The organism is Parvimonas sp. oral taxon 393 str. F0440 (assembly GCA_000223315.2).
Taxonomy (GTDB): domain Bacteria; phylum Bacillota; class Clostridia; order Tissierellales; family Peptoniphilaceae; genus Parvimonas.
Genome location: AFUS01000004.1, coordinates 56780 through 72215 on the forward strand (window position 1 = coordinate 56780; position 15436 = coordinate 72215).

Sequence of the window (15436 nt, forward strand, 5' to 3'; positions counted from 1 at the left end):
ATGAAGATAAAAAAAGTAGTTATTCCAACTGCGGGACTTGCAACTAGGATGTTCCCTGCAACAAAGGGAGTTCCAAAGGCGATGTTGCCGATTTTTGATAAACCGACTTTGCAATATGTTATTGAAGAGGTTGTAGAAGCTGGAATTGATGAGGTAATTTTGATTGTAAATGAGGATTATTTTACAATTGATAAACATTTTAACTCTGAAATTGACTCAAGAGTTAAAAATTCTAATAATATTTTGAAAAAAGACATTGAAATTTTGGAAAAAATATTAAAATGTAAGATAAGTTTTATTATCCAAAAAGAACAAAAAGGATTGGGGCATGCGATTCTTTGTGCAAAGGAAGCTGTAAATGGCGAAGATTTCTGCGTTGTTTTGGGTGATGTTATAATTGACTGTAAAAATAGTTCTTGCACAAAAGAGCTGGTTGATATTTATAACAAATATGAAAAAACAGTGGTAGGAGTTGAGATTATACCTGATGAAAAAAGACATAATTACGGCATTTTGGAAGGGGAAGAAATAGAAAAAAATGTTTTTGACTCTACAAGACTTATAGAAAAACCGAATATTGATGAAACGAATTCAAATTTAGCAATGGTTGGAAGATATATTGTTAAAAATGAAATATTTGAAATTCTTGAAAATCAAAAAGCGGGGAAAAACGGAGAAATACAATTTACAGACTCCTTAAATGAATTGACTTTAAAGGGAGAATTATTAGGTTATAAATTTGACGGAAAAACTTATGACGTTGGAAATAAACTTGGAGTTTTGATTGCAAGTATTGAATATGGCTTGAAAGATGAAGCAAATCAAGAATCTATAAAGGAATACTTACAAAAATTAGTTTCTTCGGATTTTAAAATGGGAGAATAATAATGGCCAGAAAATTATTTTTAATAATATTGGATATTATAGTTATAAATTTTTGCTACTACTTGGGATTTTTATTAAAATTTGACTGGCATATTCCTGCACATTATTGGGATATGTATATCAAATGGATAGTGCCTATAGTTTTAATTAAAATTGTGGTTTTCGCACTATTCGGATTATACAGAATAATGTGGAGATATGCAGACTTTAAAGAGCTATTTAGAATTTTTATGGCAATAGTTGTCGCAAATGTTCTAACAGCCGGGCTTTTAATCTCAATGAATGTAGGATTTCCAAGAAGTGTTATGGCACTTGTACTTGTAATAGATATGTTCTTTGTTACAGGCACGAGATATCTTTCAAAGGCTAGAAAAAATTTAGTTTTTTCAATTCCTGTGGATAGGCTTAAGAGGGTTTTGATTGTAGGTGCCGGAGATGCCGGTGTATTGGTACTTAATGAACTTAGAAAACATAAGGAATTAGGTTATAAGGTTGTAGCTTTTATCGACGACGATAAAAATAAAGTTGGAACTGAAATTTTAGGAATTCCCGTAGTTGGTGGAAAGGAAAAATAATTTCAGCTATAAGTAATTATAGAATAGATGAAGTTATTTTGGCAATGCCTTCAGCAAATAGAGAAATTCAAAAAGATATTTCTGATATTTGTTCAAAACTTTCTATGAAAATTAAAATAATTCCCGGAATGTATGAATTAATTGATGATCAAAAATTAAATATAAGAGATTTAAGAGATGTTGAAATTGGAGATTTACTTGGACGTGATGAAGTTAAATTGGATCAAGAAGTGCTAAATGACTTTTTGAAAGATAAAACTGTTTTGGTAACAGGTGGAGGTGGTTCAATCGGCTCCGAACTTTGCAGACAAATAGCGAAATTCAGTCCAAAAAAATTGATAATTTTAGACATTTATGAAAATAATGCCTATGAAATTCAAATGGAGCTTGTAAGACATTATAAGGACTTGGACTTGGTTGTAGAAATTGAATCAATTAGAGATGCTGTAAGAATGGATATTATCTTTGGAAAATATAAACCTGATGTAGTATTTCACGCAGCCGCTCATAAACATGTTCCACTTATGGAAAACAGTTCAACTTCTGCAATTAAAAATAATGTTTTCGGAACATTAAATGTTATAAGAGCCTGTGATAAACACGGTGTTTCAAGATTTGTTTTAATTTCAACAGATAAGGCTGTAAATCCGACATCTGTAATGGGAACTACAAAGAGAATTTGCGAAATGTTAGTACAAACATATAATGAAAAATCTAAAACAGAATTTGTAGCTGTTAGATTCGGAAATGTATTGGGTTCAAATGGTTCTGTAATTCCACTTTTCATCAATCAAATAAAAGAGGGTGGACCTGTTACAGTTACTCACGAAGATATAATAAGATACTTTATGACAATCCCTGAAGCTTGCCAACTTGTATTACAAGCAGGGGCAATTGCCAAAGGGGGAGAAATCTTTATACTCGATATGGGCGAGCCTGTTAAAATTCTTGACTTGGCAAAGAACCTTATCAGACTTTCAGGCTTTGAACCTTATAAGGATATAGACATTAAGATTACAGGACTTAGACCGGGCGAAAAACTTTATGAAGAATTACTATTAAATATGGAAAATTCAGTAGCAACTGATTACGAAAAAATATTTATAGAAAAACCGATAGTTCACAATGTAGAAGCACTAAAAGACGGACTTGAAAGACTTGATAAAGTTAAAAACACTCTGGATAAAAAAGATATTACAGATATCTTAAAAGATATGGTTCCGACATTTAAACCGGACTTATTGAATAAATAAGAACCCCACCCTTCCACGATGCTTCTCATCGGGTGGGTACCCGGGAACCTTGTTGTTTCACAATAAAAACACTCCCCCGAAATGGTGGAGTTTTTTTGTGAAACTTTTGTAAATCTATTGACTTTATAATTCTATTATTGTATAATAGTCAAAGAAAATTTGACGGAGGTAAATTTTATGACAAATTCAGTTAAAATGTCAGTTTTTAATAGCAAAAATAATTGTTTAATTGACTCTTCTGTTTTTGGTCTTAAATTTTCTCGTTTTAATAATTTTGGTATTTTTGTCGGTAATTCATTTTTTAAAAATGATATTTCCGACATTTTTTTTGAGTTTATAAAATCTCCTTTTGTTAAAGCTGTTAGAGGCTTTTTAAAGGGCTTTTATTCTCATTTTTATTCAATATTTGTTTTTAATGATTTTAATTTTAGGAAATAACTGTTTGTTATTTCCTTTTTTTGTGTATGACAAAATGACTTAATAGGAGGAATTGTATGAAAGAATTTAGAAATTTAGTTAGTAGTGAAGACTTTTCTTGTGAAGAGTTACTTGAACTTATGGAGTTAGGAGCAGAAATTTATAATAATCCTGAAAAATTTTCAGAAAAATGTAGGGGAAAAGTTTTAGCTTCATTATTTTTTGAACCGTCAACAAGAACAAGATTGAGCTTTGAAGCAGCTATGCTTAGACTTGGCGGAAGTTGCATAACTGTTCCGGATCCTAAAGTTTCATCAGCGACTAAAGGTGAAAGCCTACAAGATACAATAAAAACTGTTGGTTGCTATTCAGATATTATCGCTATGCGTCATCCACATGAGGGTTCTGCAGAGCTTGCAAAAGAAGTTACACTTGTTCCTTTTATTAATGCGGGAGACGGTGGACATCAACATCCAACTCAAACTCTTACAGATTTACTTACAATTTCACAATATAAGAAAAGTTTGGAAAATATGACTATCGGGCTTTGTGGGGACTTGAAATTCGGAAGAACTGTTCACTCACTTGTTAAGACACTTTCAAAGTTTAAGGGAAATAAATTCATCTTTATTTCACCGGTTGAGCTTGTTATTCCAGAATATATTAAGATGTATCTAAATGACCATAATGTTGAGTTTATCGAAGTTAGAACAATTGAGGAAGTTATGGACAAACTTGATATTCTATATATGACAAGAGTTCAAAGGGAAAGATTTTTCAATGAAGCTGATTATGTAAGACTTAAAGATACTTACATTTTAGATAATAAGAAGATGAAAACCGCTAAGGAAGATATGATAATTCTTCATCCATTGCCAAGAGTAAATGAAATTGCAACAGAAGTTGATGAAGATCCTAGAGCAAAGTATTTTAATCAAGTTAAATTCGGTATGATAATCAGAATGGCATTAATCTTAAAATTGTTGGAGGTAAAATAATGTTAAATATTAATAGTATTTCAAATGGAATTGTAATAGACCATATTAAACCGGGTCTTGGCTATGAAATTTTTAAACTTTTAGAATTGGATAAGGCTGACTATACAGTGGCACTTATAATGAATGCAGATTCTAAAAAATATGGCAAAAAAGATATGATAAAAATTGAAAATGTAATTGATGTTGACCTTGCGATTTTAGGCTTGATAGATAAGGATTTGACTGTAAATATCATAGAAAACGAAAAAATAAAAGAAAAAGTTTCAATGATTTTACCTGAAAAGGTAGAGGGTTTTATAAAATGTAAAAACCCACGTTGTATAACTTGCCACGAAAATATTCAAAATAAATTTATATTAGTTAATAGAGAAAAGGGAATTTATAGATGTAATTACTGTGATAATTTATATTCTTGTGGAGGACATAATGAAAAAAATAGTTAAAAATGCAATCTTAGTGGATAAAAATATAAATAAAGTCGGAGAGATAAAGATTGAAGATGGAAGGATTGTAGAGATTGGTGAAAATTTAAGTTTTGATGACAGTTTTGAAATTATAGATGCAAAGGGAAAAACTGTTATGCCTGCATTTGTAGATTTACATGTGCATTTTAGAGATCCGGGTTTTACTTATAAGGAAGATTTAAAAACAGGCTCACTTTCAGCTTTAAGAGGTGGATATACAACTGTAAATACAATGGCAAACACAAAGCCGATTTGCGGTGATTTGGAAACTTATAATGATATAATGAAGAGAGCAAAAGAATTGGATTTAGTAGATATAAATCAGATAGTTGCAGTTACTAAAAATTTTGACGGAAAAAATTTGGTTGACTATTCAAAATTTGAAAATGCAAAATTTTTATCCGATGACGGTAAGGGTGTGCTTTCTGAAACTACAATGTACAGAGCGATTTTAGAGGCGAAAAAATACGATAAAATAATAATGATACATGCAGAAAGTGAACTTTCTCCAATTGATTATAGAATAGCAGAAGACCTTATGACTTTAAGAGATGTTTATCTTGCAAAGAGATTGGATGGAAGAATTCATCTTTGCCACGTCAGTACAATCGACTCTTTGGAAGCTGTAAGACGTGGGAAAAAAGAGGGAGTAAAGGTTACTTGTGAAGTAACTCCACATCATATTGCACTTTGGGATAATTCATACAGAGTAAATCCGCCGATAAGAGAAAAAGCTGATGTTGAGGCTTTAATAGATGGAATTTCGGACGGAACTGTTGATGCGATTGCAACGGATCATGCACCACATACTGCAGAGGATAAGGCGAATGGAAGTCCGGGACTTGTTGGACTTGAAACTGCCTTTGCGATTTGTAATACAAAATTGGTTAAAGAGAGAAATATCGACATAAGAACTTTGTCAAAGGTAATGTCCTATGGTGGAGCTAATTTAATGGGAATTAAAAAAGGTCTTTTAAAAGAGGGATATTTTGCAGATTTGGTTATAGTTGATACTGATAAAAAAATTGTTGTAGATTCAAGTAAATTTGCATCAAAAGCAAAAAATACACCTTTTGATAAAATGGAACTTTACGGAGAAGTGCTTATGACAATTAAAGCGGGAGAAATTAAATATAAAGGAGAATTTTAATGATAGTAGATAGATTATATGAAGCAGTAAAAGAAAAAGGATTTGTTTGTGTTGGACTTGACAGCCATTTAGACTATATTCCAAATTATATTAAAGAAAAACACGAAAAAATTTCAGATATAATTTTTGAATACAATAAGACAATAATTGATGCAACAAGTGATATTGTAGCAATCTATAAACCACAAATTGCATATTATGAAGCAAACGGACTTGAAGGCCTTATTGCTTATCAAAGAACTTTAAGATATCTTAAAGAAAAGGGACTTTTAAGTATCGGGGATGTTAAAAGAGGAGATATTGCAAGTACTGCAAAGGAATATGCAAAGGCACATTTTAAAGGAGAGTTTGAAGCGGACTTTATAACTCTTAATCCATATATGGGAATGGACAGTATCACACCTTATTTAGATTATTTAAAAACAGGAGAAAAGGGAGTTTTCGTATTGCTTAGAACTTCAAATGAGGGAGCAAAAGATATTGAATGTCTTGACTACAATGGAGAAGCTCTATACTTCAAAGTTGGAGATGAACTTAAAAAATTTGCTGATGAATTGACTTCTGAATGTGGATATTCTCCTTTGGGATTTGTCGTAGGAGCAACTCATAGTGAAGAAGCCAAAAAAATAAGAGAAAGATATAAAAATATTTTCTTCTTATTACCGGGATATGGGGCACAAGGTGCAAAAGCGGAAGACGTCAGAACTTATTTGAATGACTTTAACGGCGGAGTTGTAAACTCTTCAAGAGGAATTATAAAATACTATCAAAAATTTGAAGACGGCGAAGAAAGATTTGCTCATTACACAAGAGAAGCCGTTTTGAATATGAGGAAGGATATTTATGGAGAATAAATCATACGAAAAAGTTGAAATAATTTTAAATGAAAAAATTTCCGAAGGCATTTACAAAATGGATGTCAAGGGGGAATTTAAAGCTAAAGTTGGTCAATTTTATATGGTTAAATGCTTTGAGGACGGGACTATGCTTCCCCGTCCGATAAGTATCTGTGATATGGAAGATGATAAATTGACTTTTCTTTATGCAGTTGTAGGAAAAGGTACAAAGATTATGTCCGAAAAGAAAGTTGGAGACAGCATAGAAATTTTAGGACCACTTGGTAACGGCTTTCCGATTGATGAATTCAAAGGAAAAAAAGTTGCACTTGTTGCAGGGGGAATTGGAATTGCACCAATGCTATATCTTGCAAAGAAATTGGAAGCGGATGTCGATTTATATGCAGGCTTTAGAGATGAAATATATTTTACTGAAGAATTTAAGGAATTTACAAAAAATACATATATCGCAACAAATACAGGAAGTGTAGGACATAAGGGATTCATAACTGAGATAATAAAAGATGATTATGATGTAATTTATTGTTGCGGTCCAAATCCCATGATGAATTCAGTAAAAAATTTAGGCTTTGACATACCTGTCTATGTTTCTTTAGAGAGTAGAATGGGTTGTGGAATCGGGGCTTGTCTAGCTTGTAGTTGTAAAACTAAAAATGGAATGAAAAGAATTTGCAAGGAAGGGCCTGTATTTGAAGTTAAGGAGGTGAATTTTTAATGTTGGAAGTAGATATTTGTGGAGTTAAATTTAAAAACCCCGTTATCGGAGCGTCCGGAACTTTCGGTTTCGGCAGAGAATATGCAGAATATATCGACTTAAATAGAATAGGCGGTATTTCTACAAAGGGACTTACTTTTGCAGGTAAAGACGGAAATACGGGAATTAGAATTTACGAAACACCTGCAGGGATAATGAACAGTATCGGACTTCAAAATCCTTCAGTACCAACTTTTATTGAAGAAGATTTACCTTTTATGGAAAGTTTTGATACACAGATTTTAGCAAACATTGGAGGTTCACAATTAGAGGATTATTTAAAATCTATTGAACTTATAAATAAAACAAATATAAAAATAATTGAATTAAATATATCCTGTCCGAATGTAAAATCAGGCGGAATGGCTTTTGGAATAAAATGTGATATTGCAGAGGGAATCGTAAGAAAAGTTAGAGAAAATACGGATAAAGTCCTTATGGTAAAATTATCTCCAAATGCTGAAAATATAAAAGAAATGGCAAAAACTTGTGTTGAAGCGGGAGCGGATTGTCTTTCACTTGTAAATACATTTAATGCCTTGGCAATAGATATTTACAATAGAAAAGCAGTTTTTGACAATGTAACGGCAGGACTTTCAGGAGCTTGTATAAAACCGATAGCTTTAAGAATGGTAAGAGATGTCGCTTCGGTTGTAGATGTTCCAATTATCGGAATGGGTGGAATAATGAATTGGCAAGATGCGATTGAATTTATTATGGCTGGAGCAACTGCAATTCAAGTCGGAACAGCAAACTTTATCAATCCGAGAGTTATGATTGATATAATTGAAGGAATGGAAAAATTCTGTAAAGAACAAAATATAAAAAATTTAGAAGAAATTAGAGGAATTATTTAGGAGGAAATTATGGAACAAAGAGTATTGGAATTATTAAAAGAAAGTGAAGCGTTATTAGAAGGACATTTCCTATTATCATCAGGGAAACATAGCGACAAATATGTTCAATGTGCAAAACTTTTGATGTATCCAGAAAAAGCTGAAGAAGTTTGTAAGGTAATTAAGAAAAAACTTGAAGATGCAAATGTAAAAGTTGATGCAGTAGTTGGACCTGCAATGGGTGGAATTGTAATTGCTTATGAATTGGGTAGAGCCTTGGGAGTAAGAGCAATGTTTACAGAAAGAGAAAATGAAATGATGACTTTAAGAAGAGGATTTTTCATAAATGAGGGAGAAAATGTACTTGTAGTTGAAGATGTTGTTACAACAGGAAAATCATCATTGGAAACAATAAAAGTTCTAAAAGAACATGGAGCAAATGTTGTTGGAATTGCTTCAATAGTTGATAGAACAAATGGAAAATCAGATATTGAATATCCACTTTTCCCTGCAATTTCTTTAAATGTTCAAGCATTTGAAAAAGAAGATTGCCCTCTTTGTAAAGAACGAAAAATTGAGCTTGTAAAACCGGGAAGCAGAAAAAAATTCTAAAAATATTTTCATAGATTTGTAGAAAAATCAAAAAAGCATACTCTAGTATAATATGTCGAGTATGCTTTTTTGTTGTTTTTTTAATTCAAGTCATAGCACATTTAGAAATAAAATTAAAATATCGATGTATCTACGATACATTTTACTTTTGCTAAAGCAAAAGTATGAGATTTCTCGACTACGCTCGAAATGACGTATAGGGGAAGCATCTTCGTTTTAGGGCTAGACGTTAAAAGTAAATAAAAATCAAAATATCATTATAAATATAATAGAAAAAATTAATATAATTGTATTTTAAAAAATTATATAGAACAAAAAAATTCACGTCAAAATGTTTTGCAAAGAGATATTCCCAAAACGTCATCTCGACCGAAGTGAAGCAAAGCGAAACGAAGTGGAGAGATCTCATTACTATTATTTGTTTACAAATAATAGTAAGTCCTGTAAAGGACTTAAAAAATAAAAATAGATATAGGATTACTACGAAATTATAAATAAAACAAAATAATTCACATCATAGCATTTTTAAAAGCAAATTAAACTGTAATACAACCAAATTTTTGTATAAAAGAGTGGATTTAGTCTTGTTTTTAAATTAGTAATGAATTTTTAATTAATTATATTTTTAATATTTTAATTTTTATGCAATAAAAACATATTATAATAATGTAACATAATATTATATTGTTAATTAAATACAGAAACAAATCAATAAAAACTTGATTAATTGTGTAAATTTTAACTTTGTTTTAATTTCCGGGTAGAGAAACACGAAATAATTTATTGACGTTAAGCGGTATAAATTTAAATATATATTTAGCATATTTGATTTAAAATCGCAAAAATGTTATTATTAATACGTATATTAAATAGTATTTCATTAAGGTTATGAAATTTATTTAAGTTTAGTTATTAGTTTAGGCTTCTAATAACAATGTATTTTAAAAGGATTGATATTTTTAAGTTAAAATATTAATCACTACTATTATTATTCTATGAGGAGGAGCGCAATGAAAAAAAGAATTTATTGTATGCTATTAAGTGTTCTTATGGTGTTGGGCACTTTATTACCTGCTTTTAAAGTTTCAGCAGAAGATAGGGCTAAAAACATTACGCCTGATGTAAATATTACAGAGTTTAAAATTCTAAATGGGCAGGGACAAGAATTAAATAAAACATCACGTTGGAGCAGATTTAAAATTAAATTAGTATGGGATGCAAAAAAATATGGAAATGCATTGAAAAATGGTGATTATTTTGAAATTGAATTACCGGATAATTTCAGATTTATAGAAGATTCTGCAGCTGTTAATTTCCCAATTTATGGAGTAGATGGAACAACTGTTTTCGGACAAGGGAAAATTACAGTAAAAAAAACTGGTGGAGGAACAGTAAGAGTAACTTTAAATGAAAAGGTTGAAAATCTTTATAATGTTAAGGGGACTGTTTCTATGGAAGCTTCATTCAATCAAGATAAAATTACTCTTGGAGGAAAAAACAAGTTTATAATAGAATTGAATGGTAAAAAACATGAGACAGAAGTTGAAATAGGAAAACCGGGTTCAGTAGAAAATGAAATTTTAGCTAAATGGGCTAATAGAATTCATGATAAAGTTGATGAATTAAGCTGGACTGCTCGTATAAATGTAAAGAAAGATAAATTTAAGAAGGTTGTATTTGAAGATGAATTAAGTGTTATTGAAGGAAGTTTTGATGGACTTCGTTATAAGAGAGGTAGTTTCGAACTTAGAAAAGTTGAAATTGATAAACTCGGAAATGTTAAAAAAACTTTCTGGAAGAAAAATGTCTCAGATAAAATTAAATTTTCAAATAATTTTACAAAATTCAGATATGAATTTGGGGATATAAATGGAGAACAATATATCTTAACATATAGATCAACTTATAAGCCTAATGTTAAAGTAAAAAACATTCTAAAAATGTTTTCTCAAGGAAAAACACATATTTCACAAAGTGAATATAAGAGTGCGATTTCAAATGGAACTATTGAAGGTGATTTACTTGGTAAAATAAAGATTATTAAAGTTGACTCCGAAAATAATCAATTACTTTTAAAAGGTGCAAAATTTAAAATTACTAATAAGGCAACAAATAAAACTTTCGAATTAGTAACTAATGATAATGGAGAAGCTGTTTCTGAAAAATTAATTCAAGGAACTTACAAAATTGAAGAAATACAAGCTCCTGCAGGTTGGATAAAAAATGAAGATATAATTGAAGTTGAAGTAAAAGATGATGTAGCCGTAATAAAAACAATAACTAATAAGAGAGAAAAAACTGAAGTAAGTGTTAATAAAACTTGGATAGGAAAAAAAGCTTCAAGTGTCAAAGTTAATTTATTAGCTGACGGTACAAAGGTTGCTGAAGTTACTTTAAACGAACAAAATAATTGGAAGCACACTTTTAAAAACTTAAATAAATTTAAAGATGATGGAAAAACTGAAATTAAATATACTGTTGAAGAAGAACAAATTAACGGATATGATAAAGAAATAAAAGAAAATTCAAAGAATAATTTTACAATTATTAATAAGAGTAACGAAAAGGTAAAAATTCCTGTAGAAAAGAAATGGGAAGATAATAATAACCAAGACGGTAAGAGAGTTAAAGAAATAATTGTAAAATTATTAAAGAATGATAAGCCTACAGATAAGACTATAAAATTAAATGAGCAAAATAATTGGAAAGGCGAATTTACTGATCTTGACAAATATGATGCACAAGGAAACGAAATCAAATACACTGTTAAAGAAGAAACGGTAGTAGAAGGATATGACACTGAAATAGTTGCGGGACATGTAGATGGAGTTGCCGGATTTATAATCAAAAATAAACATAATGTTGAAAAAACTGAAATCCCTGTAGAAAAACGTTGGGTTGGACCTGCAAGTGTTGAAGAAGTAACAGTGAAATTATTTGCTAATGATGAAGATACAGGAAAAACTTTAACTTTAAAGAAGAGTGAAAATTGGAAAGGTAAATTTACAAATCTTGACAAGTATAAAGATGGTAAAAAAATAGTTTATACAATAAAAGAAGTTAAAATTAACGGATATGAAAGCAAGATAGAAGGAAGTGCAGAAAATGGCTTTGTAATCACAAATAAGAATGTAGCAAAGACAAAAATTCCGGTAGAAAAGAAATGGGAAGATAATAATAACCAAGATGGTAAGAGAGTTAAAGAAATAATTGTAAAATTAGTAAAGAATGATGTTCCTACTGATAAGACAATAAAATTAAATGAGCAAAATAATTGGAAAGGCGAATTTACTGATCTTGACAAATATGATGCACAAGGAAACGAAATTAAATATACTGTTAAAGAAGAAACAGTAGTAGAAGGATATGATACTGAAATAGTTGCAGGACATGTAGATGGTGCTGCCGGATTTATAATCAAAAACAAACATAATGTTGAAAAAACTGAAATTCCTGTAGAAAAACGTTGGGTTGGACCTGCAAGTGTTGAAGAAGTAACAGTGAAATTATTTGCTAATGATGAAGATACAGGAAAAACTTTAACTTTAAAGAAGAGTGAAAATTGGAAAGGCAAATTTACAAATCTTGACAAGTATAAAGATGGTAAAAAAATAGTTTATACAATAAAAGAAGTTAAAGTTGACGGATACGATAGCAAGGTAGAAGGAAGTGCAGAAAACGGCTTTGTAATCACAAATAAGAATGTAGCAAAGACAGAAGTTCCTGTAGAAAAGAAATGGTTAGGAAAAGCTGTAGATGAAATCGAAGTAAAACTTTTAGCTGACGGAAAAGAAGTACAAACAGCTAAGTTAAACGAAGCAAATTCTTGGAAACATACATTCAAAGATTTACCTGTATATGATGAAAACGGAAAAGAAATAGAATATACAGTAAAAGAAGTTAATATTGACGGATATGAAAGTAAGATAGAAGGAAATGCAAAAGACGGTTTTGTAATTACAAATAAGAATTTAGCGAAGACAGAAGTTCCTGTAGAAAAGAAATGGTTAGGAAAAGCTGTAGATGAAATCGAAGTAAAACTTTTAGCTGACGGAAAAGAAGTACAAACAGCTAAATTAAACGAAGCAAATTCTTGGAAACATACATTCAAAGATTTACCTGTATATGACGAAAACGGAAAAGAAATAGAATATACAGTAAAAGAAGTTAATATTGACGGATATGAAAGCAAGATAGAAGGAAATGCAAAAGATGGTTTCGTAATTACTAATAGAAATGTTCAAAAAACCGAAGTTTCAGTAGAAAAGAAATGGATAGGAAAAGTATTAAATGAAATCGAAGTTAAACTTTTAGCAAATGGAAAAGAAATTCAAACAGCGAAGTTAAACGAAGCAAATTCTTGGAAACATACTTTCAAAGATTTACCTGTATATGATGAAAATGGAAAAGAAATAGAATATACAGTAAAAGAAGTAGAAGTTAAAGGATATGAAAGCAAGATAGAAGGAAATGCAAAAGACGGTTTTGTAATTACTAACAAAGAAAAACCGGTGCCTAGAGTTCCAAAAACATCAATAGGAACTCAAATGTTTGGATACATTGCAATGGCTGGATTAAGTCTTGGACTTTTACAAATTTCAAGAAAGAAAAGAAATAAATAGTTAACTAAAAAGAGAGCGTAAGCTCTCTTTTTGCTGTTTTAAAATATAATTAACTACAAATGATAATTCTAAAAAAGTATAAAAAGAAAAATATTTCACGTCATAGTATTGTTATAAAAAATACCACCAAACATGTCATCTCGACCGAAATGACGTTTAAAGGTGAATACTTCGTTTTATGGCTAGACGTTAACAGTAAATAAAAATCAAATTATTTTTATAAATAAAATAGAAAAAATTAATATCATTGTATTTTAACATATTATATAGAACAAAATAATTCACGTCAAAATGTTTTGCATAGAGATATTCCTAATACGTCATCTCGACTGTAGCGGAGCAAAATGGAGAGATCTCATTACTATTATTTGTTTACAAATAATAGTAAGTACTATAAAGGACTTAAAAAAAGCACACTCATTTTTATTGAGTATGCTTTTTGTTTTAATTTATTTATTAAAATTTTCCTACATCTTCTCTGTAGAAGAAAGAGTCAGTTTTTAATTTTTCTATATCTCTGTAAACTAATTCTCTTGCTTTTTCAAAATCTTCTGCCATAGCTGTTACGATTAAATTTCTTCCGCCTTTTGCATAGATTTCATTATTTTTTCTTCAACACCCATAAAGTAAATATCACTTTCTACGGGAACGAGATTAATTTTATCTTGACATTTTTCTTTTGACGGATAACCATTTGATGCAAGAACTACACCTACGCAAACTTTATCATTCCATTTGATTTCAGGCTCTTTGTCGTCCATTACGTCAAGAATATTTTGAACAAAGTCTGATTCTAAACGTGGTAATAACACTTCTGCTTCAGGATCTCCAAGTCTTGCATTGAAGCTTAGAACTTTTATTCCGTCTTTTGTTACAACAATTTCGCCGTATAAAAATCCTTCAAAGCCATAACCGTCTTCATACATTGATTTTGCCATCGGCTTTAAGATTTTTTCTACAACTTGTTCAATTTCATTATCTGTAATTTTTGCAACAGGGCTACAAGCTCCCATACCTCCGGTATGTTCAGCTTCGTCGCTGTCTGATGTTCTCTTATAGTCTTTAACTATTTGTAGTGGATAAACCTTGCTGTTTTTTACTAATGCAAAGATTGAAAATTCTTTACCTATTATAAATTCTTCAACTAAAATTTTTGAATTTTCATTTTCGTCAAAGATTTCATTTACTATATCTGTTGCCATTTTATTACTTCTAGCAATAAAAATTCCCATATTCTTTGGAATTGAGTCAATTTTTATAGTTACAGGGAATTTTTCAATTCCGGAAACGAATTTTAAGGCTTGTTCTCTATCTGTAAATACAACATATTTAGTTGTAGGAATTTTTAATTTTTCCATAAGTTGTTTAGTAAAATATCTGCTGGATTCAATTCTTGTTGCAGATTTTGTAGGTCCGAACAGTCTTAAGCCGTTTTTGTTGAATTCATCTTTTATTCCAAGTGCTAAAACATCAGCCGGTCCTACAATTGTTAAGTCGATATTTTCTTTTATTGCAAAATTTTTAATTTGTTCAATATCAAACATATCTATATCTACCTTTGTAGCACCTTCCATCTTGCAATTTCCCGGTAAAACATAAATTTTTTCAACTAATTTGCTTTTTTGACATGCTTTTAACATTGCATGTTCACGACCACCCTTACCTATAATAAGTATTTTCATAAAATCACCTCTTTTTGTATTTTTATATCTAAATTATAAAATAATTATTAGCTTAAATTCATAATATGTTCTATTTTTGATAATCTAATTAAATTTACTAAATCGTGTTTCCACTTTGATAAATTTTTAAGGTAAACACGATGAAATTAATATAGTTTAACGAAGTTAAACTATATTAATTATATCATATTTTCTTTTTGATAACTAAATTAAGGTAAATATGATGAAATATGTATAATTTAACAAAGTTACTTGGATATTATATCGTGTTTTCATTTTGATAAATTTTTAAGGTAAACACGATGAAATAAATATAATTTAACAAAGTTAA

14 protein-coding genes are annotated in these 15436 nt (G+C 30.0%); 12 read left to right on the plus strand and 2 right to left on the minus strand.

Annotated features, from left to right (window positions below):
• From HMPREF9127_RS01090 to HMPREF9127_RS01140, 12 genes are all read left to right on the plus strand, one after another.
• Positions 1–885: a UTP--glucose-1-phosphate uridylyltransferase gene (locus tag HMPREF9127_RS01090; RefSeq protein ID WP_009448278.1), complete on the plus strand. Its 885-nt coding sequence runs from the start codon at positions 1–3 to the stop codon at positions 883–885.
• A gap of 2 nt (positions 886–887) precedes the next feature.
• Entirely contained in the window at positions 888–1460 is a 573-nt protein-coding gene (locus HMPREF9127_RS08635; RefSeq protein ID WP_009448399.1) for a nucleoside-diphosphate sugar epimerase/dehydratase, read from the plus strand.
• 44 nt (positions 1461–1504) lie between these two features.
• The gene (locus HMPREF9127_RS01095) at positions 1505–2713 is read left to right on the plus strand and encodes a nucleoside-diphosphate sugar epimerase/dehydratase (protein ID WP_255261659.1); all 1209 of its coding nucleotides are present in this window, start codon (positions 1505–1507) and stop codon (positions 2711–2713) included.
• 177 nt (positions 2714–2890) lie between these two features.
• Positions 2891–3151, plus strand: coding sequence for a hypothetical protein (locus tag HMPREF9127_RS01100; protein ID WP_009448251.1), 261 nt, complete (start codon positions 2891–2893; stop codon positions 3149–3151).
• A 56-nt stretch (positions 3152–3207) separates the two neighbouring features.
• The gene (gene pyrB / locus HMPREF9127_RS01105; protein ID WP_009447704.1) at positions 3208–4128 is read left to right on the plus strand and encodes an aspartate carbamoyltransferase; all 921 of its coding nucleotides are present in this window, start codon (positions 3208–3210) and stop codon (positions 4126–4128) included.
• On the plus strand, positions 4128–4571 hold the full coding sequence (locus tag HMPREF9127_RS01110; protein ID WP_009448277.1) for an aspartate carbamoyltransferase regulatory subunit: 444 nt from the start codon (positions 4128–4130) through the stop codon (positions 4569–4571). The genes pyrB and HMPREF9127_RS01110 overlap by 1 nt, the downstream gene beginning before the upstream one ends.
• Positions 4555–5742 carry a dihydroorotase gene (locus HMPREF9127_RS01115; protein ID WP_009447845.1) on the plus strand — a complete coding sequence of 396 codons (1188 nt, stop codon included), beginning with the start codon at positions 4555–4557 and terminating at the stop codon, positions 5740–5742. The genes HMPREF9127_RS01110 and HMPREF9127_RS01115 overlap by 17 nt, the downstream gene beginning before the upstream one ends.
• Complete coding sequence (gene pyrF / locus HMPREF9127_RS01120; protein WP_009447734.1) at positions 5742–6596, plus strand: orotidine-5'-phosphate decarboxylase; 855 nt, start codon at positions 5742–5744, stop codon at positions 6594–6596. Before HMPREF9127_RS01115 ends, pyrF begins: the two co-directional genes overlap by 1 nt.
• On the plus strand, positions 6586–7314 hold the full coding sequence (locus HMPREF9127_RS01125) for a dihydroorotate dehydrogenase electron transfer subunit (RefSeq protein WP_009447910.1): 729 nt from the start codon (positions 6586–6588) through the stop codon (positions 7312–7314). Before pyrF ends, HMPREF9127_RS01125 begins: the two co-directional genes overlap by 11 nt.
• Positions 7314–8210 (plus strand): dihydroorotate dehydrogenase, encoded by an 897-nt coding sequence (locus HMPREF9127_RS01130; RefSeq protein WP_009448186.1) that lies wholly within the window; start codon positions 7314–7316, stop codon positions 8208–8210. Before HMPREF9127_RS01125 ends, HMPREF9127_RS01130 begins: the two co-directional genes overlap by 1 nt.
• Positions 8211–8219: 9 nt before the next feature.
• Complete coding sequence (gene pyrE, locus HMPREF9127_RS01135; protein ID WP_009447723.1) at positions 8220–8801, plus strand: orotate phosphoribosyltransferase; 582 nt, start codon at positions 8220–8222, stop codon at positions 8799–8801.
• Positions 8802–9811: 1010 nt separating this feature from the next.
• Positions 9812–13423, plus strand: coding sequence for a Cna B-type domain-containing protein (locus tag HMPREF9127_RS01140; protein WP_009448046.1), 3612 nt, complete (start codon positions 9812–9814; stop codon positions 13421–13423).
• Positions 13424–13879: 456 nt separating this feature from the next.
• Here the strand turns inward: HMPREF9127_RS01140 and HMPREF9127_RS08640 are convergent, their stop codons facing one another.
• Positions 13880–13981, minus strand: coding sequence for a hypothetical protein (locus HMPREF9127_RS08640; RefSeq protein ID WP_255261660.1), 102 nt, complete (start codon positions 13979–13981; stop codon positions 13880–13882).
• Between the two features lie 11 nt (positions 13982–13992).
• Positions 13993–15105 (minus strand): phosphoribosylamine--glycine ligase, encoded by a 1113-nt coding sequence (gene purD / locus HMPREF9127_RS01145; RefSeq protein WP_009448327.1) that lies wholly within the window; start codon positions 15103–15105, stop codon positions 13993–13995.
• Positions 15106–15436 lie beyond the last annotated feature (331 nt).